Origin of the sequence: Pedobacter sp. GR22-10 (assembly GCF_026239715.1) — a bacterium.
Taxonomy (GTDB): domain Bacteria; phylum Bacteroidota; class Bacteroidia; order Sphingobacteriales; family Sphingobacteriaceae; genus Pedobacter.
The window spans coordinates 484,664-509,194 of the sequence record NZ_JAPIVR010000003.1; the positions used below are offsets into that span (position 1 = coordinate 484,664).

At 38.6% G+C, this 24,531-nt stretch carries 28 protein-coding genes; 21 read left to right on the plus strand and 7 right to left on the minus strand.

What is annotated here, in order from left to right; all coding sequences use genetic code 11:
• Positions 1–48: 48 nt before the first annotated feature.
• On the minus strand, positions 49–1,296 hold the full coding sequence (locus OQX64_RS14810) for a pepsin/retropepsin-like aspartic protease family protein (RefSeq protein WP_265819335.1): 1,248 nt from the start codon (positions 1,294–1,296) through the stop codon (positions 49–51).
• A gap of 47 nt (positions 1,297–1,343) precedes the next feature.
• Between OQX64_RS14810 and OQX64_RS14815 the strand changes: the two genes are divergently transcribed.
• The 3 genes from OQX64_RS14815 (at position 1,344) to OQX64_RS14825 (ending at position 4,321) form a co-directional block, all read left to right on the plus strand.
• A complete protein-coding gene (locus OQX64_RS14815; protein WP_265819336.1) occupies positions 1,344–2,675 on the plus strand; it encodes a D-alanyl-D-alanine carboxypeptidase in 1,332 nt (443 codons plus the stop codon).
• Positions 2,676–2,744: 69 nt separating this feature from the next.
• Positions 2,745–3,794: an aminotransferase class I/II-fold pyridoxal phosphate-dependent enzyme gene (locus tag OQX64_RS14820; protein ID WP_265819337.1), complete on the plus strand. Its 1,050-nt coding sequence runs from the start codon at positions 2,745–2,747 to the stop codon at positions 3,792–3,794.
• Positions 3,795–3,820: 26 nt separating this feature from the next.
• Entirely contained in the window at positions 3,821–4,321 is a 501-nt protein-coding gene (locus OQX64_RS14825; protein ID WP_265819338.1) for a SixA phosphatase family protein, read from the plus strand.
• Between the two features lie 89 nt (positions 4,322–4,410).
• Here the strand turns inward: OQX64_RS14825 and OQX64_RS14830 are convergent, their stop codons facing one another.
• The 4 genes from OQX64_RS14830 to OQX64_RS14845 all read right to left on the minus strand — a co-directional run bounded on the left by OQX64_RS14830 (position 4,411) and on the right by OQX64_RS14845 (position 8,553).
• Entirely contained in the window at positions 4,411–5,088 is a 678-nt protein-coding gene (locus OQX64_RS14830) for a M15 family metallopeptidase (RefSeq protein ID WP_265819339.1), read from the minus strand.
• Positions 5,089–5,184: 96 nt separating this feature from the next.
• A complete protein-coding gene (locus OQX64_RS14835) occupies positions 5,185–6,411 on the minus strand; it encodes an alanine dehydrogenase (protein WP_088300363.1) in 1,227 nt (408 codons plus the stop codon).
• A gap of 76 nt (positions 6,412–6,487) precedes the next feature.
• Positions 6,488–6,904: a tRNA (adenosine(37)-N6)-threonylcarbamoyltransferase complex ATPase subunit type 1 TsaE gene (gene tsaE, locus OQX64_RS14840; RefSeq protein ID WP_265819340.1), complete on the minus strand. Its 417-nt coding sequence runs from the start codon at positions 6,902–6,904 to the stop codon at positions 6,488–6,490.
• Between the two features lie 95 nt (positions 6,905–6,999).
• Complete coding sequence (locus OQX64_RS14845; RefSeq protein WP_265819341.1) at positions 7,000–8,553, minus strand: PglZ domain-containing protein; 1,554 nt, start codon at positions 8,551–8,553, stop codon at positions 7,000–7,002.
• A 111-nt stretch (positions 8,554–8,664) separates the two neighbouring features.
• Here OQX64_RS14845 and OQX64_RS14850 point away from each other — a divergent pair, with 111 nt between their 5' ends.
• From OQX64_RS14850 to OQX64_RS14895, 10 genes are all read left to right on the plus strand, one after another.
• On the plus strand, positions 8,665–9,888 hold the full coding sequence (locus tag OQX64_RS14850) for an HD domain-containing protein (RefSeq protein ID WP_265819342.1): 1,224 nt from the start codon (positions 8,665–8,667) through the stop codon (positions 9,886–9,888).
• 122 nt (positions 9,889–10,010) lie between these two features.
• Positions 10,011–11,087, plus strand: coding sequence for a UDP-3-O-(3-hydroxymyristoyl)glucosamine N-acyltransferase (gene lpxD, locus OQX64_RS14855; RefSeq protein ID WP_265819343.1), 1,077 nt, complete (start codon positions 10,011–10,013; stop codon positions 11,085–11,087).
• Entirely contained in the window at positions 11,077–12,492 is a 1,416-nt protein-coding gene (locus tag OQX64_RS14860; protein ID WP_088300367.1) for a bifunctional UDP-3-O-[3-hydroxymyristoyl] N-acetylglucosamine deacetylase/3-hydroxyacyl-ACP dehydratase, read from the plus strand. Before lpxD ends, OQX64_RS14860 begins: the two co-directional genes overlap by 11 nt.
• Positions 12,489–13,274: an acyl-ACP--UDP-N-acetylglucosamine O-acyltransferase gene (lpxA, locus tag OQX64_RS14865; protein WP_010599175.1), complete on the plus strand. Its 786-nt coding sequence runs from the start codon at positions 12,489–12,491 to the stop codon at positions 13,272–13,274. Before OQX64_RS14860 ends, lpxA begins: the two co-directional genes overlap by 4 nt.
• A 211-nt stretch (positions 13,275–13,485) precedes the next feature.
• Positions 13,486–13,965 (plus strand): GNAT family N-acetyltransferase, encoded by a 480-nt coding sequence (locus OQX64_RS14870; RefSeq protein ID WP_265819344.1) that lies wholly within the window; start codon positions 13,486–13,488, stop codon positions 13,963–13,965.
• Entirely contained in the window at positions 13,965–14,579 is a 615-nt protein-coding gene (locus OQX64_RS14875) for an ABC transporter ATP-binding protein (protein ID WP_265819345.1), read from the plus strand. The genes OQX64_RS14870 and OQX64_RS14875 overlap by 1 nt, the downstream gene beginning before the upstream one ends.
• 388 nt (positions 14,580–14,967) lie before the next feature.
• A complete protein-coding gene (gene efp, locus OQX64_RS14880; protein ID WP_265819346.1) occupies positions 14,968–15,528 on the plus strand; it encodes an elongation factor P in 561 nt (186 codons plus the stop codon).
• Between the two features lie 105 nt (positions 15,529–15,633).
• Entirely contained in the window at positions 15,634–16,194 is a 561-nt protein-coding gene (efp, locus tag OQX64_RS14885) for an elongation factor P (protein WP_029281673.1), read from the plus strand.
• Positions 16,195–16,272: 78 nt separating this feature from the next.
• Entirely contained in the window at positions 16,273–16,866 is a 594-nt protein-coding gene (locus OQX64_RS14890) for a 5-formyltetrahydrofolate cyclo-ligase (RefSeq protein ID WP_265819347.1), read from the plus strand.
• 11 nt (positions 16,867–16,877) lie between these two features.
• The gene (locus OQX64_RS14895) at positions 16,878–17,036 is read left to right on the plus strand and encodes a hypothetical protein (RefSeq protein WP_172406595.1); all 159 of its coding nucleotides are present in this window, start codon (positions 16,878–16,880) and stop codon (positions 17,034–17,036) included.
• Between the two features lie 49 nt (positions 17,037–17,085).
• Here the strand turns inward: OQX64_RS14895 and OQX64_RS14900 are convergent, their stop codons facing one another.
• On the minus strand, positions 17,086–17,853 hold the full coding sequence (locus OQX64_RS14900) for an exodeoxyribonuclease III (protein WP_265819348.1): 768 nt from the start codon (positions 17,851–17,853) through the stop codon (positions 17,086–17,088).
• 395 nt (positions 17,854–18,248) lie between these two features.
• Positions 18,249–18,971 (minus strand): peptidylprolyl isomerase, encoded by a 723-nt coding sequence (locus OQX64_RS14905; RefSeq protein ID WP_265819349.1) that lies wholly within the window; start codon positions 18,969–18,971, stop codon positions 18,249–18,251.
• Positions 18,972–19,064: 93 nt separating this feature from the next.
• On the opposite strand from OQX64_RS14905, the gene OQX64_RS14910 reads away from it, so the two are divergent.
• From OQX64_RS14910 to OQX64_RS14945, 8 genes are all read left to right on the plus strand, one after another.
• Positions 19,065–19,469, plus strand: a complete 405-nt coding sequence (locus tag OQX64_RS14910; RefSeq protein ID WP_265819350.1) for an HYC_CC_PP family protein — start codon at positions 19,065–19,067, stop codon at positions 19,467–19,469.
• A gap of 81 nt (positions 19,470–19,550) precedes the next feature.
• Positions 19,551–20,087, plus strand: coding sequence for a heavy-metal-associated domain-containing protein (locus tag OQX64_RS14915; protein WP_088303319.1), 537 nt, complete (start codon positions 19,551–19,553; stop codon positions 20,085–20,087).
• 2 nt (positions 20,088–20,089) lie between these two features.
• Positions 20,090–20,902, plus strand: a complete 813-nt coding sequence (locus OQX64_RS14920; protein ID WP_265819351.1) for a hypothetical protein — start codon at positions 20,090–20,092, stop codon at positions 20,900–20,902.
• A gap of 79 nt (positions 20,903–20,981) precedes the next feature.
• A complete protein-coding gene (locus OQX64_RS14925; RefSeq protein WP_265819352.1) occupies positions 20,982–21,485 on the plus strand; it encodes a DUF3347 domain-containing protein in 504 nt (167 codons plus the stop codon).
• The gene (locus tag OQX64_RS14930) at positions 21,485–22,045 is read left to right on the plus strand and encodes an AraC family transcriptional regulator (RefSeq protein WP_265819353.1); all 561 of its coding nucleotides are present in this window, start codon (positions 21,485–21,487) and stop codon (positions 22,043–22,045) included. The genes OQX64_RS14925 and OQX64_RS14930 overlap by 1 nt, the downstream gene beginning before the upstream one ends.
• A gap of 103 nt (positions 22,046–22,148) precedes the next feature.
• Positions 22,149–22,721, plus strand: coding sequence for a YceI family protein (locus OQX64_RS14935; protein ID WP_088303323.1), 573 nt, complete (start codon positions 22,149–22,151; stop codon positions 22,719–22,721).
• Between the two features lie 123 nt (positions 22,722–22,844).
• Positions 22,845–23,669, plus strand: a complete 825-nt coding sequence (gene ygiD, locus OQX64_RS14940; RefSeq protein ID WP_088303324.1) for a 4,5-DOPA dioxygenase extradiol — start codon at positions 22,845–22,847, stop codon at positions 23,667–23,669.
• A gap of 141 nt (positions 23,670–23,810) precedes the next feature.
• Positions 23,811–24,530, plus strand: a complete 720-nt coding sequence (locus tag OQX64_RS14945) for a heavy-metal-associated domain-containing protein (RefSeq protein ID WP_265819354.1) — start codon at positions 23,811–23,813, stop codon at positions 24,528–24,530.
• Position 24,531 lies beyond the last annotated feature (1 nt).

A 24,531-nucleotide genomic window follows, 5' to 3' on the forward strand; every position in this document is an offset into this window, starting at 1 on the left:
GGCTTGTTACAGCATAATCAATGTGTAACTAGAAAATTACGGGCAGCATCAGATTCTTTTTTCCAGTTGAACAAATTTGAATAAAGTATGGTTATCACGATAGATTTCGAAAAGGAGTCTTCTGCCCGGCAATGATTTAAAAAGTTCATTAATGTCATTTAAGGTATAAGATTGTATAGGTTTAAAATCTATACTGATAATTTCATCATAAGGCATAAAGCCAGCCCTTTTGGCAGGTGAGCCTTCATCTACCTCACCGATCAGAACTCTTTTAAATTCATTCTGCTCCAGGTAAACCACCATGCCCACCATATCATGCTGAAACGGCTTTCTGAAATTAGAATTTGGTTTTATTGATATAAAGCCTTGTTGATAATTGAACTGAACATCAAACTTGCGCAGCATTTCACCACCTAAATTTCCATTCCGTTTACTCAGGTCAATTCTTTTTGATATGTATTCAAAATCCGGAAAACCGGCAACAACCTGATCAAATGTGTAATTGCCGATATAAAACTTCGAAATGCGACCAACATAACCTTTGATTTCTCCGCTTAAACTCATGCCTAAATTTGCTTTTACCTTTTTAGATGGTGCAGGGAAAGCATCTTTATCTAACATTTCCATAGATAAAGCATGGCTTGCGCCGGTATCAATAATTAACCTGGCTTTTACCTTTACTGTATCGTCAATCAATACTTGTGTTTCAATGTATGGTTTTTGTTTTTCAATGAAGATTGGAATTTTTGATCCACGGTATTTTACCTTACTTTTTGTATCATAAAAAATAAGTGTGTTATGGCTATACCTGATATCTACAATAAAGCTGTTGAAAAAATCAAATCCTATCAGTCCATAAATTTTAATTCCCAAATGGCCAGACAGATTAAATAAATCTTCTTTTAGAACGGCAGTAGGGATGTATTTAATTTTTGCCTTTCCTAATTGCGCACGCACATTTTGCGAAACATAAGCATCCACACTTTCTACCCCGAGACCAGATAACTTGATCTTACGCATGGCGCTAAAGTCCAGCGAATCAATAATAGCGGGTTCTGTGATAATTAAAGGCCCAACCCCGGTATCGAGAACAAAATCATAGGGGCCCTTTCCATTCACCATCAGTGGAATAATAATGAGATTTTTAATGCACTTAAACGAAACAGATTGCTTAAATTTATGCTTTGGAAATGCAAATTCCTGCCCATACCCCTTAATAAAAGCCAAAAGGCAGATCAGGCAAATGAATACTTTGCGACATCCTGAAAAGGTTACAATGGCATATTCGGTTAACATTAAATTAAATTTAATAAATTAGTTGGCAATTGTCACTCTAATCCAGCATGATGTTTATCCCTAAAGTTCATTATTTATCTTTTGCAGCCATAATTTTTATCGTATCAGGCTTAATTGGCTGTTCTGCAGACCAAATGCTTTCAAAAAAAGTGGCTAAAACATTTAAAAATTCGGAGGTGATCAAGCAATATGAGGTGGGTTTTGCTTTGTATGATATGAAAGGCCATAAGATGATCTATCAGAAAGATGCCGACAAATATTTCACACCCGCATCCAACACTAAACTGTATACCTTTTATGCGAGTTTGCAAATGTTGCCTGAAAGAATGCCCGCCTTAAAATATGTGGAACGAAATGATTCCCTGATTTTCTGGGGGACGGGAGACCCTTCATTTTTACAATTTGCAGTAAAGGATCAGTCGGCCTTTCATTTTCTTCAGGCAAGCAATAAAAAACTCTTTTTTGCACCGGGTCGCTATTCCGGATCTTTTTTTGGCGAGGGATGGAGCTGGGATGATTACGATTATTATTACCAGCCGGAAATTACGGAAATGCCCATAATGGATAATATGGTAACCTCCACTTACGCTAGTGCACATAAAATCAACATTGAACCAAAGGTTTTTGCTCCTTGCTTTGAAGTTGATTCTACGAAGACTACAGGGAATTTCCAGGTGACCAGAGATTTTTTGGCAAACCATTTCCGCTATCCTGCCGTTGATGTAAAACCGGGTTATCATCAGCAAAACCCTTATAAAACGAGTGTCCAGACCACCATTGAGGTTTTGACAGATACCCTGCATAAAACAGTAGGGATTGTTAACATGAAGATTCCGGCAGATGCAAAAACATTATCCGGAGCCAAAAGAGATTCTGTTTTGAAGCACATGATGTTACCCAGTGATAATTTTATTGCCGAACACCTGCTATTGGCTTGTTCCAACCAGATCGGAGATACACTGAGCACCGCAAAAGCCATTCAATATGTAACTAAAAAGTACTTATCTTTTTTGCCAGACAAAGTTCAATGGGCAGATGGTTCAGGTTTGTCCCGGCAGAATTTATTTACACCCCGTGATAACGTTTACCTGCTGGATTCTATCTATAAACTGGTGAATAACCGCGAAAAGCTTTTCGATATGCTCCCTGCCGGCGGGAAAACCGGCACCTTGAAAAATGCCTATCCGAAAACTGATCAGCCGTTTATTTATGGCAAAACAGGATCTTTGGGTGGTGTGCATAATCAAAGTGGTTATGTATTGACAAAAAAGGGTAAAACTTATATTTACGCTTTTATGAACAATAATTATATTAAACCAACAGCCGAAGTAAGGGCAGAAATGGTGAGAATCATGACCTATATTCATGATCGTTTTTAATGTATCGCAGCATCAGGCCAACCAATCATCACAGCCGATAACACGCCCGAAGAAAATTTCAATTGCGCAATGAACCAGAGATTACGGTCTATCGATCAACCCTTTTCCAATGAGATACTCCTTGATGGTAAAAATTACCTGTATTTTGGAGGTACAGCTTACCTGGGTATTCCGCAGCAGCATGATTTTCTTTCTTTATATCTGGAAGGCCTAAAAAAATATGGCCTGAATAATGGTACCAGCCGCAACAACAACATTCAGCTTGGAATCTACCAGGAAGCTGAACATGTGGCTGCCATACGTTACCAGGCAGAAGCAGCATTAATCACATCAAGCGGATACCTGGCTGCTCAGTTAACGGTTAAAAAACTTGCAGCCCCCGGACATGTAATTTATGCGCCTAATACCCATCCTTCACTTTGGATAAATGAACAACCCGAAGCTAACGGTACTTTCAAAAACTGGAGCAAAGAAACCCTGCAGTTAATCAATACTTCAACAGAAAAAAACTGGATATTGATCAGTAATGCGATGAACAACCTGGTTCCTGAAGTTTATGATTTCAGCTTCCTGAATAATATTGAACCGGATAAAAACATCACTTTAATTGTAGATGATTCTCATGGGATCGGAATAAACAATCAGGGTTTAAGTGCATTGTCCTCCTTACCTGAAAGAGAAAACATCAGTCATGTGGTGGTGGCTTCAATGGCCAAAGCCCTTGGCGTAGACGCCGGATTGATATTGGGTTCAGAAAAAATAATTACGCAGCTCAAATCTACCAGTACCTTTGTTGGCGCATCTCCTCCTGCCGCAGCTGGTATTTATGCTTTTATGCATGCAGAAAGTATATATAAAAAACAGTGGTTAAAACTTCAGGACAACATAAACTTATTAACCAGGAACCTGAATCAATCATGGAAATATGCACCTGGTTTTCCCGCATTTTTAATTGATGATGCTACAATTGACCAGCAATTATGGAAACACAACATTTTAATTTCGTCTTTTCCTTACCCTACGCCCGCAAGCAAACCCATTAATCGGGTTATTTTATGCAGCTGGCACGAACATTCTGATATTAACCGATTATGCAATACCATTGGCTTGTTTTCTTAACCGATAAATTTTTCAATCTTTATAAAATGAAAAAGATCATTCTATTCTGCTCCTTAAGTTTACTTTTTTCTATCGCTACCTTTGCTCAAACAACAGAAATATGGATTGTAAGACATGCTGAAAAAGATAAAACCAATCCTGAAGATAAGGACCCTAACCTATCCGATGAAGGTAAAATCAGAGCAGGTGATTTAGCCACCTTTCTCCAAAAGATAAACTTTGATGTTGCCTTTTCTACACCCTACAAAAGAACGCATCAAACTTTAGATTCACTGATCATCCCAAAGGTGATTAACTATAATGACCCAAAATCACTGGTTGATTCTGTTAAAAAAAATTATGCAGGCAAGAAAGTTATCATAGCGGGTCATTCCAATACCCTGCTGGAAATTATTGAAGCTTTTGGTGCCAAAAGACCTATGGAAATGCTTACGGAGGATGATTATGACTATATTTTTCACCTCACCCTGAAAGATGAGAAGGCTAAGGTGAAAATGGATCAGTTTGGCAGGCCACATCACCTTTAGTTCGGAGTGATCAGTTTGGAGCTATCATGCTTCTCGCTTGTTTAACCGCCCAAACAAATGAACTATTGACCAATGACTATTCAACCAACTTAAAGTTTTTCAAAAGGAATATTCATTAACGGATAGTTTTGCCATCCGCTAAAATCATAGTGCCACCATTCATTTTTAAGTACATTGAGTCCGTACTTTTTCATGATCCTGATTAAAAAGTTGCGGTTCTTTCTTACCTCTTGGTTCACCGGCTCATAGTTTGCAGCCGCAGCAGCGGAGAAACTATCATAAGGCGTAGCCATTGCAATTTCTTTACCGGTCTTCAGGTTAATCAGTGTTAAATCAACAGCACATCCCCGGTTATGTTTTGATCCCTTTGCAGGATTAGCCACGAAGTTTTTATCACTTGCCTTTTTATAAAACTCAACTGTAGTGGCATAAGGGCGATAGCCATCAAAAATTTTCAATCCGTAGCCTTTTTTATTTAATTCCTGCTGGATTTTCTTCAATGAAGCGACAACTGGTTTACGGGCAAATGCCCTCGCCTGCTTATACATCACCTGCTTCATGAAGTTATTCTTCGTGGCATAGCGAATATCCAGTGTAATGTTCGGAATGGCTTTTTTAATCTCCACTAACTCATTATCCGGATTGGTTTTAACAGAAGCTAAATATTGATTGTAAGAGTTAACGACAACTAACTTTGGCCTCTTGCCGTTTTGAGCAGAAGCAGAGAAAGAAACAAATAGGAATAAGATGAGGAGTTTAGTTTTCATAGTGTCGTTTCTATAAACAGGTCACCATTTCAAAGTACAAAGCAACCTCATTCATGAAAATGATTATTTCGTACCTCAGCATAGCGAAAAATAAATTTACTGATTAGATACCACCAACAATTCTAGGTCTTTAAAAGGCAGGTTAAACATATCTGACAAATCCTTATTGGTACAATTTCCCTGATACATGTAAAGTGCCTCCCGAATACCGGGATTATTCCAAACCATATTCATTAAACCACCAAATTCACCAATATCCAATAAAATAGGTGCGAAAATATTGGTAAGCGCATAAGATGCCGTACGCGGAACCCGGGATGCGATATTGGGCACGCAATAATGAATCACATCATATTTTCTAAAAATGGGGTTGGTATGATTGGTTACTTCTGATGTTTCAAAACAACCACCCTGATCAATGCTGACATCAATCACCACTGAATGGGGTTTCATTCTCGCCACCGTTTCTTCCATTACAATGCAAGGACTACGCCCGTGGCTTGCCCTGATGGCACCAATCACGACATCGCAGGTAACAATTGCTTTATTTAGCACAATCGGCTGCATTACAGAAGTAAAAACCCGGCTTCCCAAATTATTTTGTAATCTGCGTAAGCGGTAAATAGAGCTATCAAAAACCTTTACTTCAGCTCCAAGAGCCAATGCTGTTCTGGCCGCATATTCGCCAACTGTTCCGGCACCTAAAATTACAATCTCGGTAGGCGGCACACCAGTAAAACCACCAAGCATTAACCCTTTTCCACCGGTTACATTGCTTAAATACTCTGCAGCAATTAATATGGAAGTAGAACCTACAATTTCACTCATTGCTCTTACTACACTCAGTACATTCCCTTCATCACGCAGGTTTTCAAAGCACAAAGCATTAATCTTTTTATGCATCAAAGCTTTCAGGTAGTCCTGCTTCAGCGTGCCGGTTTGTAAAGAAGAAATTAAAGTCTGCCCCTTATGCATCATGGCAATTTCTTCCAGCATGGGCGGGGCAATTTTCACAATGATATCAGCATCAAAAACTTCTTTTTTATCGTAAACAATTTTGGCTCCCTGCTCTGCATATTCCGAATCAGAAAAGTTGGCGGCAATACCCGCACCACTTTCTAGAATAACGTGGTGGCCATTGTTAACCAATAAGGCAACAGATAATGGTGTTAAAGCGATCCTGTTTTCCTGAAACGAAATTTCTTTTGGTATCCCAATGTTCAGGCTGTTCTTCCTGTTTCTGGTTTCCAGTGTTGCCTCCTGGGTTTGCAATAAACCCTGACGGGCGATATCGGCCATTCCTTCGCGTATTCCTGTAGCCATGCTGCTTTTAAAAAAATTGTTTCTGTTTAAGGTTGTTCAAGGTACGGAAATTCTGGTAATTAATTCAGATCAAATGTTATACCTTACTGAAATTGAACACCCTCCGGTTTTCATCCATAATGGTAATTTCTGTTTTAATGAAATGATCAGGCAATAATTCAGCTACCTTTTCCGGCCACTCAATTAAACACATTCCACCACCGTAAAAATACTCTTCATAGCCTAAGTCAAATGCTTCCTGAATATCCTTGATGCGGTAAAAATCGAAATGATATACTTGGCCTGTGGCACTATCATATTCATTTACAATGGAATAAGTTGGACTTGATACCACATCATGAACACCTAAAACCTGACAAAAAGTTTTGATAAAAGTGGTTTTGCCAGCACCCATATCACCATCAAAAATGAAAATCTTTTCGTTGCCTGCAAATTTTAAAAGTTGCTGCGCTACAAGTGGTAAATCTGATAAATTGTTAACGGCTATTTCCATCTTAAATAAATAAAGGCAAAAGTAATACATAATTGCATCGCTTTTGCCTTTTAGTCGTTTTCATGTCTCAAATCTGGTATCTCAGCGCGCTCAAACTACCGCGGTGAATAGGTCACCACCGGAATGATCATTTCTTCCAGAGAAATCCCTCCATGCTGGAAGGTTTCATTATAATAATTTACAAACTGGTTATAGTTATTCGGGTAAACAAAATAGCTATCCTCACGTGCAAAAATATAACTGCTGCTGATGTTGATCTTAGGCAATAAAGCATCATGAGGGTTTTTAATTAAAAAGACCTCTTTTGCATTGAAGTTTAAATTCCGGCCTTGCTTGTATCTGAGATTTGTATTGGTAGCGCGATCACCAATTACTTTTACTGGTTTTTTAACGCGAATGGTTCCATGATCGGTTGTGATCACCACTTTTACTTGTTTTTGAGAAATTTTCTTTAATAAATCCCACAGTGGTGAATGTTCAAACCAAGATAATGTTAGTGAACGATAAGCTGCATCATCATTCGCCAGTTCACGAATCATTTGCATATCCGTACGGGCATGGCTCAGCATATCAACAAAGTTGAATACAATGGCATTGAAATCATTTTGTAATAGGTTATTGGTTTGATCAACCAGATCTTTACCCTGCTCAAAAGTTAAAATTTTATTGTAGCTAAATTTACAATCCTTGCGAAGATTCCGCTTAATGTTATCCGCTAAAAAAGCCTCTTCATGCATGTTTTTTCCACCCTCATCATCATCATTCTGCCACAGTTGGGGGAAACGTTTTTCCATTTCCAATGGCATTAGACCGGAGAAGATGGCATTTCTTGCATATTGCGTTGCCGTTGGAAGAATACTGGTATACATATCTTCTTCATCAATCCTGAAATATTCAGAAATTAACGGGTTTATAATTTTCCACTGATCATAACGCAGGTTATCAATTAAAATGAAAAATACAGGAGTGGTATCATTAATATGCGGAAAGGCTTTTTTCTTCAGCAGTTCATTGGATAACAATGGTGCTGTATCTTTATTTTTGATCCAGTCCAGGTAGTTTTCCTCAATAAATTTGGTAAATTGTGTATTGGCTTCCTGCTTTTGCATGGTTAAAATCTCATGCATCTGTGGGTCATCAAGTTTTTCGAGCTCTAATTCCCAGAAAACAATTTTCTTATAGACATCAATCCATTCCTCATAATTCAGGCGATCGCCCAAGGTCATGCCCAAACGACGGAAATCCTGCTGATAAGCCATGGAAGTTTTTTCACTCACCAGCCTTTTGTTATCAATCAGCTTTTTAATGGTGAGCAACACCTGTTTTGGATTAACAGGTTTAATCAGATAGTCATCAATTTTACTGCCGATGGCATCCTCCATCAGGTTTTCTTCTTCACTTTTGGTAATTAATACAACAGGAACATCGGGATTTAAATTTTTAATGGCCGAGAGGGTTTCAATACCGCTCATTCCGGGCATGTTTTCATCAAGGAAAACCAGATCAAAATGTGCCTTTCCAAAAGCTTCCAACGCATCATTTCCATTGGTAAAAGTGGTTACATCATAACCTTTATCATTGAGTAATAAAATATGGGGTTTTAGTAAGTCGATTTCATCATCGGCCCACAATATTTTCGTTTCTTGCATGTTTTTGTAAAAATAGATATGTATTGCCTTTTAATTTCGGCGGGTAAATCAAACTACAAATAAAAATAGCAATTTTTGTACCGTATCTATCTATTTAACTATTTTTAACGATTGAATAAGAAGAAAATCATAAATGATCCCGTTTACGGCTTCATTAGTATTCCATCCGAATTGGTATATGATGTCATTTCGCATCCGTATTTCCAGCGGCTGCGTTACATTAAGCAACTTGGGATGACCCATCTGGTTTATCCGGGTGCTTTACACACGCGTTTTCACCATGCCCTGGGTGCCATGCATTTAATGGGGCTGGCCATCGAAGTTTTAAGAAGTAAGGATCATATCATTACCGAAGGTGAAGAAGAAGCTGCTATGCTGGCTATTTTACTACACGATATTGGTCATGGTCCTTTCTCACATGCCTTAGAGCATTCTTTGGTAACCGGTATCAGGCATGAAGATATATCGGCAAAGCTGATGGATGACCTGAACCATCATTTCGATGGAAAATTAACGCACGCCATTGAAATTTTTAACGGCACCTACCCTAAAAAATTCCTTTATCAGCTCATTTCCGGTCAGCTGGATTTAGACAGGATGGATTATTTAAACCGCGACAGCTTTTTCACAGGCGTAAGCGAGGGTGTAATCAGTTTCGATCGCATCATTAAAATGTTAAACATTTTTGATGATAACCTGGTGATTGAAGAGAAAGGCATTTATTCAATTGAAAAATTCCTGATTGCCAGAAGGTTGATGTACTGGCAAGTTTACCTGCATAAAACCGTGATTTCGGGTGAAATGATCCTGGTAAAATTACTGGAAAGGGCTAAAGAACTTTCTGCAGCCGGAGAAAGCCTTTTTGCATCACCATCCTTAAGCTACTTCCTAAGCAATAACATCAGCGAACTTAATTTCTTTTCCAACCATTTCAACCTGGAACACTTTACCAATCTGGATGATCAGGATATTTATGCTGCGGTAAAAGTGTGGGTAAAACATCCCGATAAAATATTATCAACACTTTGCCGGATGCTCACCTCCAGAAACCTGTATAAGGTAGAGATGGGTAATGCAATGGCAGAAACCGATCGGGTTGCCTTTTTAAAAGACGCAGCCATTCATTTGCTGGACATCAGTCCGGAAGAGGCCCGGTACTTTGTATTCACCAGCGCCATTCAAAACAGGGCCTATAATGCTGGCGTTGGAAACATCAAAATTCTAATGAAAAATAACGATATTGTTGATATTGCAAAAGCTTCAGATTTATCCAATCTGGAATCACTACAAAAAACTGTAGAGAAGTACATTCTCTGCTACCCACGGGGGATTTAAGATTAATTAACAAAATATTTGACTTTTACTGCCGTTTTAAGTCTTACTATTGTGTAAAATATACGCGGCTTAACCCTTACAGGTTTTTTTGTTCATATCAATTTAACATATACCTTTGTACGATGCAATTTACTGCAAAGCAGATAAGCGAGTTTTTAGAAGGTTCCATTGATGGCAACCCTGATGTAGCCATTACTGAACTTTCCAAAATAGAAGACGGGAAAGAAGGCTCATTGTCTTTTCTTTCAAACCCTAAGTACGAGAACTTTTTGTATTCCACGCAGGCATCAGTAGTGATCGTTTCAAAAGATTTTACGCCTAGCCAACCCTTTACAAGTACCCTCATCCGGGTAGATAATCCATATAGTTCATTTACCATTTTACTGGATAAATATAACGAGGCGATGAATGCGCAAGCAGCATCGTCTGGAATAGATAAACTCGCATTTGTACATCCTACGGCAAAAATCGGATCGAATGTTTTTATTGACGCTTTTGCCTATGTTGCTGAAAATGCGGTGATTGGTAATGGTTGCAGGCTCAATGCCCAGACTTTCGTAGGTGCGAATACGAACATAGGTGAAAACAGCATTATTTTTCCCGGCGTAAAGATTTATCACAATGCGGTGATCGGAAACCGCGTAATCATACATGCCAATACTGTAATTGGCAGTGATGGTTTTGGCTTTGCCCCACAAAAAGACGGGACCTATAATAAGATTCCTCAAATAGGAAATGTAGTAATTGAAGATGATGTGGAAATTGGCGCAAATACTACGGTAGACCGCGCAACAATGGGTTCTACGATCATTAAAAAAGGTGCCAAAATTGATAACCTTATCCAAATTGCACACAATGTTGAAATTGGTGAAAACACCGTTTTGGCGGCACAATCCGGCATTTCTGGGAGCACAAAAATCGGCCCGAACAGTGTTGTTGGCGGACAGGTAGGTATTGCCGGTCATTTAACTTTGGCAAAAGGCACCCAGATCGGCGCACAGGCCGGAATCAACTTTAACATCAACGAAGAAAACAAACAATGGCATGGTAGTCCGGCGCAACCTTTGCGTAACTGGATGCGGGCATCCGTAATTTTCAAACACCTGCCAGATGTGGATAAAAGAATAAATATACTTGAAGACGAATTGAAAAAGCTTACGGCTGAACTGGAAAAGAATACAATACACAATGAACGTTAGACAAAGAACGATTAGACAAGAAGTATCGGCATCTGGTGTTGGTTTACACACAGGTGCTAATGTGACTTTAACATTTTGCCCCGCCCCTGAAAATCACGGGTTTAAATTTCAACGTATTGATTTAGATGGCCTTCCCATCATTGATGCTGATGCAGATAATGTAACTGACACTTCCCGCGGCACTACTATCACACAGAACGGGGCGAGTGTCAGTACGGTTGAGCATGTAATGGCTGCCCTGGTAGGAATGGATTTAGATAATATCCTGATTAAACTTGATGGCCCTGAAACACCAATCATGGATGGAAGTTCGATCCAGTTCATTGATCTATTGGAAGAAGTTGGAACAATAGAACAAAATGCTGATCGGGAGTATTTTACTATTCCGCATAACATTACTTATACTGAAGAAGACAGGAAGGTAGAAATTGTAGCGATGCCGCTTGATGATTACCGTTTTACTTGTATGATTGACTATAATTCTCCGGTTTTAGGCAGTCAACACGCAGGTATTAATACCATTGCAGAGTTTAAAAAAGAAATCGCATCCTGCCGCACTTTCTGCTTTTTACATGAACTGGAATACCAATTATCACACAACTTAATTAAAGGTGGCGATTTAAATAATGCAATCGTTATTGTAGATAAGGAAGTCACGAAAGATGAGTTAAGTCATCTTGCCAAACTCTTTAACCGTGCTGATATCGATGTGGCTCCTCAGGGAATTTTAAACAACATGGAGCTGCGCTACCAGAATGAGCCTGCCCGTCATAAATTATTAGATATGATTGGCGATTTAGCTTTGGTAGGCATGCACTTAAAAGGCCATATTATGGCAGCACGCCCTGGTCATGCGGCAAATGTGGCCTTTGCGAAGAAAATCAAAGCCGCCATCAAAAAAGAAAAAAACAAAAAAATACAGAAGGTGTACGATCCAAGTTCAAAACCATTGTATGATATCAATCAGGTAATGGACATTTTGCCGCACCGTCAGCCATTTTTATTTGTAGATAAAATTTTAGAACTTTCTAAAAACCATGTGGTTGGCGTGAAAAACGTCACCATGAATGAAGAATTTTTCAAGGGCCATTTCCCTGGTGCACCGGTTTTTCCCGGGGTTATTCAGATTGAAGCCATGGCTCAGGTAGGCGGTATTTTAGTGCTGAGCACAGTACCAGACCCCAGAAACTACCTTACTTATTTTTTAAAAATAGATAACGTTCGCTTTAGGGCTCAGGTTCTTCCCGGCGATACGATTGTTTTCCGTTGCGACTTGCTTGAACCGATCAGAAGGGGTATTGCCCAAATGAAAGGCGTAGGCATGGTAGGCGAGAAAATTGTCGTCGAAGCCGAAATGATGGCACAAATTTCAAAAATTAAACAAGCAGAACCAGCCGAATCATGATACAACCTTTAGCATATATACACCCGCAGGCTAAAATTGCCGAAAACGTAGTGATCGAACCCTTTGTCGTGATACATAAAGATGTTGTGATTGGCGAAGGAACTTGGATTGGTTCTAATGTGACCATTATGGATGGTGCGCGGATCGGTAAAAACTGCCGCATTTTTCCAGGAGCAGTCATTTCAGGTGAGCCTCAGGATTTAAAATTTGCCGGTGAAGTGACTACAGCGGAAATTGGCGATAACACCACAATTCGTGAATGCGTAACCATTAACCGTGGCACCAAAGATAAATGGAAAACTGTGATCGGGAGTAATTGCTTAATTCAGGCTTATTCTCACATCGCACATGATTGTGAGGTGGGTAACAACTGTATCTTTTCAAACAGTACGACATTAGCGGGCCACATTACTATTGGAAACAATGTGGTGCTGGCTGGATTAGTGGCCATCCATCAATTCGTTAAAGTAGGTTCTTATGCATTTGTAACCGGTGGATCATTGGTTCGTAAAGACGTGCCTCCATACGTTAAGGCTGCACGCGAACCCCTTTCTTATGCCGGAATCAATTCTGTAGGTTTGCGCAGAAGAGGTTTTACCAATGAACAGATTGACGAAATCCAGGAAATTTACCGGGTACTTTTTGTAAAGCACAATAATGTAACCAAAGCTTTAGACATGATTGAAGCAGAATTCAAACCTACGGAGATCCGTGATGAGATTGTTGATTTCATCCGTAATTCTAACCGTGGGGTAATGAAGGGCTTCGGTATGGGCAGCTAGGTTTAGGGTTTAGGGTTTAGGGTTTAGGGTTTAGGGTTTAGGGTTTAGGGTTTAGGGTTTAGGGTTTAGGGTTTAGGGTTTAGGGTAAATTTATTCCATAAAGCACTGTTTTAGTGTATTTTAAAAAAAATACCGGTATCTACATTATCCCTAAACCATTTATTTCTTCTTTAATCTTGGGTTGCTAAGGTGGTGAATACATTTCAGAGTTATGAATAATTTAACGTTAATCAAAACCAATTCAGAAAATACCGATTTCAGGCAGCTGGTTACTTTGTTGGATAATGACCTGGCCGTTAGAGATGGAGATGATCATGCTTTTTATTCACAGTTTAATAAAATAGACATGATTAAAGAAGTCGTGGTAGCTTACCAAAATGACATCCCCGCAGGCTGTGGTGCCATAAAACCATTTTCAGGTAACGCTGCCGAAATTAAACGCATGTTTGTTCATCCTGATTTCAGGAGACAAGGTATTTCAGCGAAGATATTAATGGAACTGGAGCATTGGGCCAAAGAACTTGGCTTTAAAGAATGTATACTGGAAACCGGCAAAAAACAACCTGAAGCAATTGCACTTTACCAAAAAGTAGGTTATCAGATTACGCCAAATTATGGCCAGTACATCGATGTAGATAACAGCGTTTGCATGGCAAAACCGCTCAACGTTAATCCAACGCACAACGATTAATGAAGATCAATTTAAATAATGTTGGCAGAAGGTTTAACAAAGAATGGATTTTCAGAGGCTTAAGTACTGAACTCTCCTCCGGAAACAGCTATGCTGTACTGGGCCCTAATGGTTCAGGAAAATCGACTTTGTTAAGCGTATTAACCGGAAGTTTATCCCCATCTGAAGGACAGATATCTTTTTCAGATTCCAAAGATATTCCGGTTGAAGATATCTACCGGCACATCAGTTTCGCAGCTCCTTATTTAGAGCTGGTGGAAACTTTTACCTTAGCAGAAATTATTGATTTTCATTTTAAGTTTAAAAATTTTGCTCCCGGACTTAACCGCAAATTACTCATCTCTATTCTTGGCTTAGAGAAGTCTGCCCATAAGGAAATTAAGTATTTCTCTTCTGGCATGAAACAAAGAACCAAGCTGGCCCTGGCCTGCTGTGCCGATTCTCCTATCCTTTTTTTAGATGAACCCACCAGTAATTTAGATATTCAGGGTGAAGATTGGTATCGTGAGTTAATTAAAAACTTCGCTCAAGACAGGCTGACTATTGTTGGCTCTAATCAATTTCGCGAATATGAATTTTGCAATACTCAGATTCAAATCGCTGATTACAAGTAATATAATCCAACTTTTACTCCTATTTAACTGACCTCTTTTGTCATCCATTTGTATTATAAAAATATTTTCAATAAAATATTTTGCAATTAAGAAATAGTTAGTACCTTTGCACCACCAAAAAGAGAAACAAATATTAATTATTCTCTTCCTGGAAATGAAGCGATTTCTGTTTTAACAGCGTTAAAAATATAGCCGTAAAAAGGCACAAGAGTTTTTCATAGTTTAGTTTGAGGTTTAGGTTGATTATGCCTTTGGAGTGGTTCCCAAAGGCATTTCTTTTATATGTATATTTTGCCGCCTTAACCCATATTCAAAAGACGATAGGCTTCCGAATCATCATCCATTTTTTTAACTTTGGTTTTTAGTCAAAACAACATTTCATTATAAAATGGCAAAAGCATCAGAAATATGGTCGGGAGCTGTTCTCCGCATCAACGGCGAACTGGTAGCAGTAGAAGAGTTCATCCATCGCACCCCAGGAAATTTAAGGGCTTTTTATCAGGCCCGCATGCGCAATATCAAAACAGGAAAAATTGTAGAGTACCGTTTCCGCCCGGATGAGGAGGTTACCTTTGCCCGCGTAGAAACCAACGACTACCAATATCTTTATGAAGATGGCGACTATTTAGTCGTGATGGACAATGGAACTTTCGAGCAGCACAACATCCCGAAATTCCTTTTTGGCGATTCCATCAGATTTTTAAAGGAAAGTATGACTTTAACCGTGGCTTTCGAAAGCGATGAGCCCATTATTGCGCGCCTCCCGAACAGTGTTGAGCTGGAGGTAACCTATTCCGAACCTGCAGTTAAAGGTGATACTGCAACCAATGCTTTAAAACTGGCCATAGTAGAAACCGGCGCCGAAGTGAGGGTTCCATTATTTGTAAATCAGGGTGATAAAATCAAGATTGATACACGTTATGGCGAATACATAGAAAGGGTAAGGTAATATCCATAAAGCTTATACCTTAAAGCTTTATAGGTTTTTATCAAAATAATTTTACCTTTGCCGTCACGAAAAACTAAAAATAAATCCAATTAAGGATCACACAATATGGCTAAAGCATCAGAAATTAAAAACGGTAACATCCTGCGTGTAAACGGCGAGTTAGTTACTGTTGACGAATGGAATCACCGTACACCAGGTAAAGGCGGTGCCTTTTACACAGGTAAATTTCGTAACATTAAATCAGGTAGAATTGTAGAGGCAAGGATGAATACAGATGAGGCTGTAGAAATCTGCAGGGTAGAAACCAGCGATTACCAATATCTTTATGAAGATGGTGATTATTTGGTGGTAATGGATAACAATACCTACGAACAATATAACGTTGAAAAATCATTATTTGGTTCGGCCATCAAGTTCTTAAAAGAAGGCATGAGCGTGATCGTTTCAATGGAAAGCGATGAGGCAATTATGGGGCAGCTGCCAAATTTTGCAGAATTTGAAATTACCTATTCAGAACCAGCTGTAAAAGGTGATACTTCTACTAATGCGTTAAAAGCGGCAACACTCGAAAATGGCGTTGAAGTTAAAGTACCAATGTTCGTTAACCAGGGCGATAAAATTAAAATTGATACCCGTACCGGTGAGTATGTTGAACGTGTAAAATAATATTTAATTAATAACGGAAAGCCTCTGAAGTAAATATTTCAGAGGCTTTTTTATTTAACCTGTAATGCTTTAAACCTTATGGATTTAAGTATAATCTTTAACTTTGTGATTATGCTAAAAGCCGAAATCAGAAAAAAAGCTTTAAAAGATAGATTAGCCATTACCGGTGAAGAATATGAAACGCTAAGCAAAGGTTTATATCATCAATTTATTGCCCTCAACTTTAGCAACATCAAAACACTTCATATCTTTCTCCCCATTCTGGAAAAGAAAGAACCTGACACCTTCTTGTTTATCCAATGGCTGGCAGAAAATCATCCACAAATTAAAATCATTGTTCCCAAAGCTGATTTTGAAACAGCCTTAATGACCAACCATGAATACATTGGGGTACATGATCTACAGAAAAACCTATATGATATCCTCGAACCGCAAAAGGGAGCTGCTTATCATGGCAAAATAGATCTGGTTTTAATTCCGCTTTTAGCTTTTGATCAATATGGTTATCGCGTAGGTTATGGAAAAGGCTTTTATGACCGCTTTCTCGAAAATATAATTGCTCAAAAAATAGGCTTATCTTTGTTGCCTGCAATTGATAAAATTGATGATGTGAACGAGCACGATATCCGTTTAGATTTTTGCATTACACCAACTGAAACCATCAAATTTTAAACTGAATCGGCATGCCACAGGAAATCATAATCAAAACTGAAAAACAATACGAAGATAATATGATTGCTGTATTTGAATTACAGGAAAAAGAAGAGCTTACCACAGAAGATTTAAAGCAAATTGAATTAATGTTAAAAGCAGGCGAAAAGTATGAAGCAGATCATCTTTAAGTCTACACAAACGACTAACAATTCCGCAATTAACCTTCTCTTACTCCTTTCACTCTATTTCTAGCAAAACCGGACAATGATCAGAATGAATGGCGTCTGGTAAAATTCTTACATTACGTAATCGACTTTCCATCGGCTTGGTTACGAGGTGATAATCAATTCGCCAACCCAGATTCTTTCCTCTTGAGCCAGCCCTGTAACTCCACCAGGTATAATGATGTGGATCTTTATTAAAATAGCGAAAAGCATCAATAAAACCGTTATCTAAAAACAGCTGCATCCATTCGCGCTCCTCCGGTAAGAATCCGGAAGAATTGGCATTCGATTTTGGGTTATGAATATCAATCGCCGCGTGGCAAATGTTGTAATCGCCACTGACAATGAGATGGGGTATTTCTTTTTTAAGGTGCTCAATATAACTGTCGAAAAACCTCATGAAAGCATACTTTTTAACCTGTCTTTCATCTCCGCTCGAACCCGAAGGCATATATAAACTCATTAATGAAAAATCGTCAAAATCTGCCCGTAAAATTCTGCCTTCCTGGTCAATCCATTCTTCTCCACAACCAAAAACAACATGGTTTGGTTTAATTTTAGTGAGGATGGCTACACCACTATAACCTTTTTTTTGTGCCGGAAACCAATAATGATGATAGCCTAACTGCTCAATCAAGGCGATAATTTCTGTAATTTGTTCGGGCAATGCTTTTACCTCCTGTAAACAAATCATATCTGCATTTGTGGCTTTTAGCCATCCAAAAAAGTTTTTCGTACTTGCCGCACGAATACCATTTACGTTATAGGAGATAATTTTCATTCACTAGATTCATTTGTCGTGGGTGTAAATTTATAAATTAATTGAGTAAATGCTTAGCAATTGAGATTTGCTTTAACTCCTTATGATGAAGTTAAAAAAAGACTTTCTGAGAAATGGCATTAACAGTTTCTTTTCTGAGAAAGGATAATGAAACACGACCGGAAATTGGAATTTTCATTGAAGAAACCCGGGGATTCGATTGCGCCGAAAACTTTATCCAAACCAATTATAAAAGAATTAATTAATTGCCATTCTATCCTTTATCTATGAGCCAATATCATAAGTAGCCAGGTAAGAAAAGGAGTAATTTCAAAACACACCTCTTTTTTATCATCTGGTTCATCAAGAGGAGACTAAAATCCTTTTCTTTTTCGACAATAGACAAGATCCCTTGATTACATAGTCACCTTATCCTTCAGCATGGCTTGAAACACCTGTTTCTCTATTTTTTTCGCCTCTCTTCTTTTCAAAACTGTAATCTTCATTTTTATATCCTGTTTAGGCCGGTCGTTTTTATCTGTTTCCATGGCAGCAATTTTATCAACCAGCTCCAAGCCCATTACAATTTCACCATAAACGGTATAATTTCTATCCAGATGTGGCACACCGCCAACCGTTTTATAAACCTGTCTTTGCCATTCAGGTATTTTGAATTTCAGGCGCTTTTCTTCTAAGGCATTTAACTGCTCATCCGTAAAAACTTTTCCCTGCACTAAATAGAACTGACTTCCACTGGATGCCTTAGATGGATTAACAATATCTCCTTCCCTGGCCGCAGCCAGTACGCCCTTTTTATGAAATAAACTATCTCTAAATTCTGCCGGAATAGTATACTTTGGTCCACCCTCCCCTAACAAAGAATCAGGCTTTGCATTTCTGGAATCAGGATCACCGCCTTGGATCATAAAACCTTTAATTACCCGGTGAAATAAGGTTCCGTTATAATAGCCCTTTTTTACAAGCTTCAGTAAATTATCACGATGCAAAGGAGTTTCGTTATAAAGCTTAACGATGCATTCCCCGAATTCCGTTTTAATCCGGATATATTGATTTTTTGGTTTAGCCGCAAAAGCAGAAAACATTGAAAATACGCAGATAATTAATAAAAGTTTCTTCATTGAATGGTGTTTGAGGCTAAATTAAGCTAAAAAATGAAATTCATTAAATAATAGGGTTTATTATTCAATTTTTTTTACCATACCTTTGTATCAATGAAGTTAAAACAAAAAATAGCACTTTCTTTAGCCGTATTCTATGCGGTTAGTGTTATGGGTTTGGCTTTAAGTTTACATTTCTGTGGTGGTAAATTAGAGAACGTAAAACTGTTCAGCAATGAAATTTCCTGTAAATTCTGCAAGGATATTCCAGCAGAAAAAATTAAGGATGATGGCTGTTGCAAAAATACACAGGTTACAGTTAAGGTAAAGGATAGTCATCAAACTGAAGCGCAGACACAAATGCCTAAGTTATTTTCTATCCAGCTATTTCTTCATCCACCCGTTTTAGAATTTCTTTCAAACGTTACCTCTGCTTTTTTTAGCAAAATTACAAACAAAGCACCTCCGCTTTCCTCAGGGGTTGCAATACATGTTTTCAACTGTATTTTCAGGAATTAGGATTATCCATTCATCAGTCAGTGCTTTAAGCATTTCGACAGGTTCAATGTGACATTTTCTTAAATTCTAATTCAAAAAATCATGAAAACGATTAAATTATTCAGCATTATTATGCTTCTTTTTGCCGTTAAAGTTTCGGCCCAACAAATATCAACTGCAGATTTACAGGTAACTGGCTTAACCTGTTCCATGTGTTCCAATGCTACGCAAAAGTCGCTTGAAACCTTAAGTTTTGTGCATGCGGTTAAACCAGATTTAAACAAAAATATCTTTGTACTTACCTTTAAAAAGGGTGCCGATGTCAACCTGGATATGGTTCGTAAAAAGGTACAGGATGCCGGCTTTTCTATTGGTGGCTTAACTGCAGACTTTGCCTTTAACCAGGTTAAAGTTGATGATAAAGGTCAGGCCATTGTAGATGGAAATGTATATCGTTTCATTAATGCCAAGAGTAAAACCCTGAACGGAACGGTAAAAGCATCTGTTGTAGACAAAAATTTCATTTCTGGCCCGGCATTCAAAAAACAAGCACCAGTGGTTTCATCTGATGCCTATGCGAGCGGAACAGCTGTTATAAATGGCAAGAAAACCCGTGTTTACCACCTCATTCTTTCTTAAAAATGAAGCGGTTGATATTTATGGTGCTGGTTATTTCCGGCGCCTTCCAGGCTGCTTTTAGTCAGGAGTTGTACGTTTTCACTGAACCTGCAAGCAACATGCCTGCCAAATCCCTTGGCGTTCGTTTAACCAATGAAGGGATGTTCAATAATCCAGGTTTTGTAAGCCGGTCGATTCCTGAAGTAATGTTTGGTTTTAACAAAAACCTGATGGCACATGCGCAGGCTTTCCTGTCAGATATGGACGGGAAATATCGTCTAGAAGGAGGCAGTTTATATGCGAAATACCGCTTTCTTTCTATTGATGAAGCCCAAAGTCATTTCAGGGCTGCGGCTTTCGCAAGAATCAGCACCAGCAAAAGACCAACTTACACCAGGGATATTAATCTGGAGGGGGATAATAGCGGCGTTCAGGGTGGGTTTGTTTTTACACAACTGCTTCATAAACTCGCCCTATCAGCCACACTTGGTTATGCTCATGCATTTAAAGACATTGATAAACAGCTATCAAAAATGCCAAGACCTAACAATATGCTTTCTTACAGTTTATCGTCTGGTTATTTAGTTTTACCTTTCGTATATAAAAACTATAAAGAGCCTAATTTCAATGTCTACTTTGAAATGTTGGGTAAAACCGATCCGGGTACAGGCCAAAGTTATCTGGATTTGGCTCCGGCAGTTCAGGTGATTTTAAATAGCACCACAAGGATAGATCTGGGCTACCGCTTTCAGGCAGCCGGAAACATGACCGATAGGTACACCAAAAACATGTATCTGGTTAGGGCAGAATTTAATTTTTTTAATGTCCTGAAATAATTTAAAAATAAAACGAAGCGCATGTTGATGCCTATCTTAAATGATGCAAAATATATGAACTTCTCAAAAATGAAACAAGATGAAAAAAATAATGATCATGATGGCTATTATCGCCATTGCAGGTACGAAATTAACATTTGCACAAAGCAAAACTGACGCAGCTTTCAATCAGTTATTAACGGCATATTATGATGTTAAAAATGCTTTAGCTACTGACAAGAAAGATGTAGCTGCTGAGAAAGTAAAGGCATTATCGGCTAAAGTTGATGCCATTCCACACAAAGATTTACCAGCAACGCAGCACACGCTTTGGATGGAGCAGGCAAAAATGATCAAGGCAAAAGCAACTGAACTTGCCGCAGGTAAAGATATCAAAATGCAAAGAAAATCTTTCGAAGGCATTTCATCTGCCATGATTAAAACGGTCAGAAATATCAGATTTAATAATAGTACCGTTTACGTCCAGCATTGCCCGATGGCAAAAGCAAGTTGGTTGAATGAAAAGGAAAGCATCGAAAATCCGTATTATGGAAGTATGATGTTCGATTGTGGTGACGTTTCGGAAACGATCAAATCAAAATAATGGAACTGCATATCAAAAACATGGTATGCAACCGCTGCAAAATGGTGGTTAAAGCTGAGCTCGAAAAGCTTGGCTTTGATCCTGTTTCGGTTGAATTAGGCAAAGTTTCATTCGTGGAAAATATTTCTTTCACTGATAAAGTGAAAATTGCTGAAAAACTAAATCAGTTGGGTTTTGAGTTACTTGAGGATAAGAAAGCTCAAATTACCGAGCAAATAAAAACGGTTATCATTAACCTGGTTCACTACACCAAAGAGCCTTTAAAAATAAATTTATCATCCTTCTTGAGCGAACGCATCCACCTTGAATACCCGCAACTTAGTGCGCTATTTTCTGAGCTTGAAAATCAAACCATAGCGAAATATTTTATCGCACAAAAAGTTGAAAAAGCGAAAGAAATGCTTACTTATCGAGAGCTTACTTTAAGCGAAATCGCTTATCAGCTTAATTATAGCAGCGTTGCGCATCTTTCAAGTCAATTTAAACAGGTTACCGGTTTAACACCGTCCACCTACAAAAATCTCCTTTTAGCTAACCGGAAATCGCTGGATGAGGTTTGACAGGATGTAAAATGGAATGTCCTGCCTTTTCTTAACATACATCAAGTCCTTAACCTGAAAGTAGGCGTACTTTTGCTTAAATAAAAATCACAAAACAAAAGTTATGAAAAAATTATTCTTATTTCTGATAGCTACTTCTATAAGTGTGGCATCTTTTGCACAAACCAGCTGGAAAATAGATCCGATGCATTCATTTGTTAACTTCTCTGTTAAACACATGGGCATTTCTTTCGTGGATGGTTCATTCAAGAAATTTGATGGAACGGTTACTGCTGCCAAACCAGACTTAACGGATGCTAAAATTACTTTTACTGTTGATGTGAATAGCATTACCACCGGTGTTGAAATGCGCGATGGTCATTTAAAAACTGATGATTTCTTCAATGCAGAAAAATTTCCAACAATGAAATTTGAGAGCACTTCTTTCAAAAAGTTAAGCGGCAACAATTATGAGTTAAGTGGTAAATTAACCATTCGTGATGTAACCAAAGATGTAAAATTTGCCGTAGTATATGGCGGAACAGCAAAAGACCAACAAGGAAATACCAAAGCTGGTTTTGGTGCAACAACGACCATTAACCGCTTAGATTATCATATTAAATATGATCCTACCGGTGCAGGTGTGGCCAAAGATGTTACCATTAAGTTAAACTTAGAGTTTGCTCAATCGAAATAATTGACAAGGTTGTCATTTATCAATCTGTTATCTGGCGAAATATTCAAATAAAAATCTGCAAAGGAGCCTGTTGAGTAGCCATAAGTGCATCAACAGGCTCTTTTAGCATGGAGAAATGATATTATGGCTGCATTATCTCAATTCAGGAATTTTACTCAGGGTTTAACTCAAACGGACTTCATGCCTACCCTATTTATTGGCCACGGGTCACCGATGAATGGTATTGAGCACAACGAGTATAGTGAAAGCTGGACTAATCTGGCGAAAAATATTCCTGTTCCTAAAGCCGTTCTGGTGGTTTCTGCACATTGGTATACACATGGAACCTTTGTTACCGCGATGGACTTTCCGTCTACCATACATGATTTTGGTGGTTTCCCGCAGGCCTTATTTGATGTGCAGTATCCTGCACCTGGAGATCCGGGCCTGGCTTTGGAAATCCCCACATTGGTTCACTCTACCCATGTAGCGCTTGATCACGACTGGGGATTAGATCATGGTACGTGGACAATCGTCAGACACATGTATCCTGATGCCAATATTCCAGTGCTCCAGTTGAGTATTGATTATACCAAATCTCCTGCGCAGCATTACGAAATAGCGAAGGAAATATATTCCCTTCGCAAAAAAGGCGTCTTGATTATCGGCAGTGGAAATATGGTACACAACCTTCGTATGTTGAACTGGGACATGATTAATGGCGGCGGTTATGATTGGGCAAATGAGATGAATGACAAATTTAAAAACCTCATTGCACACGGTGATCACAAACCTTTAATTAATTACCGCAGCTTGGGTACTGATGCCATGCTGGCCATTCCAACACCAGAACATTATCTACCATTAATCTATACTTTAGGTTTAAAAAACGACAAGGAAGATCTCTCTTTCTTTAATGACAAAGCGGTTGGTGGCTCTTTAACGATGACTTCAGTTTTGGTAGGGTGACGAGGGGTTTAGGGTTTAAGGGTCTAGGGAAAATATGCCATCAATAGAATGGTTTTACTTACCTAAAATATTATAACATTTTATGATTATTCTATAACGGTTATTGCCCTCCAGATAGGTAGATTTACATAAAAATTTAAAATGACACATACCTATCAACTCACCGGCATGACTTGCGGTGGTTGCGAAAATAAAGTAAAAAGCAACCTTTTAATTTTACCTGATGTAACTGCCGTTGAAGTTTCTAAAGATACGCAATCGGCAACCATCAGTATGGAAAAACACATCGGATTATCCGCACTGCAACAGGCATTGGGAGGGCCAGAGAGCAAATATAAAATCACCAGCCAATCTCCTGTCAAAGCTGCTACAGACACCAAAACCTGGGCACAAACCTATAAACCAATCTTATTGATTTTTGGATACGTTACCGCAATCTCCCTAATCGCTTCCTGGCAACAAAATACAATAGATACGATGGTTTTTATGCGCATCTTCATGGCAGGATTTTTCCTGACTTTCTCTTTTTTCAAAATCCTTAACCTAAAAGCATTTTCCGAAAGTTATGCCATGTACGATATCGTGGCGAAAAAATTCAGTGCCTGGGGTTATATCTATGCCTTTATCGAATTAGGCTTAGGCTTATCCTTTGCATTAAACCTATCGCCTGTTATCGTGAATTGGGTCACCCTGATTGTCATGATCATCAGTATTTTTGGGGTTTTAGAAAGCGTTTTAAACAAAAAGAAAATTCAATGTGCCTGTTTAGGTGCTGTTTTTAATCTACCCATGAGTACCGTAACCATTGTTGAAGATGCGATGATGATTGCCATGAGCGCAGCCATGTTAATTTTGATGTAAG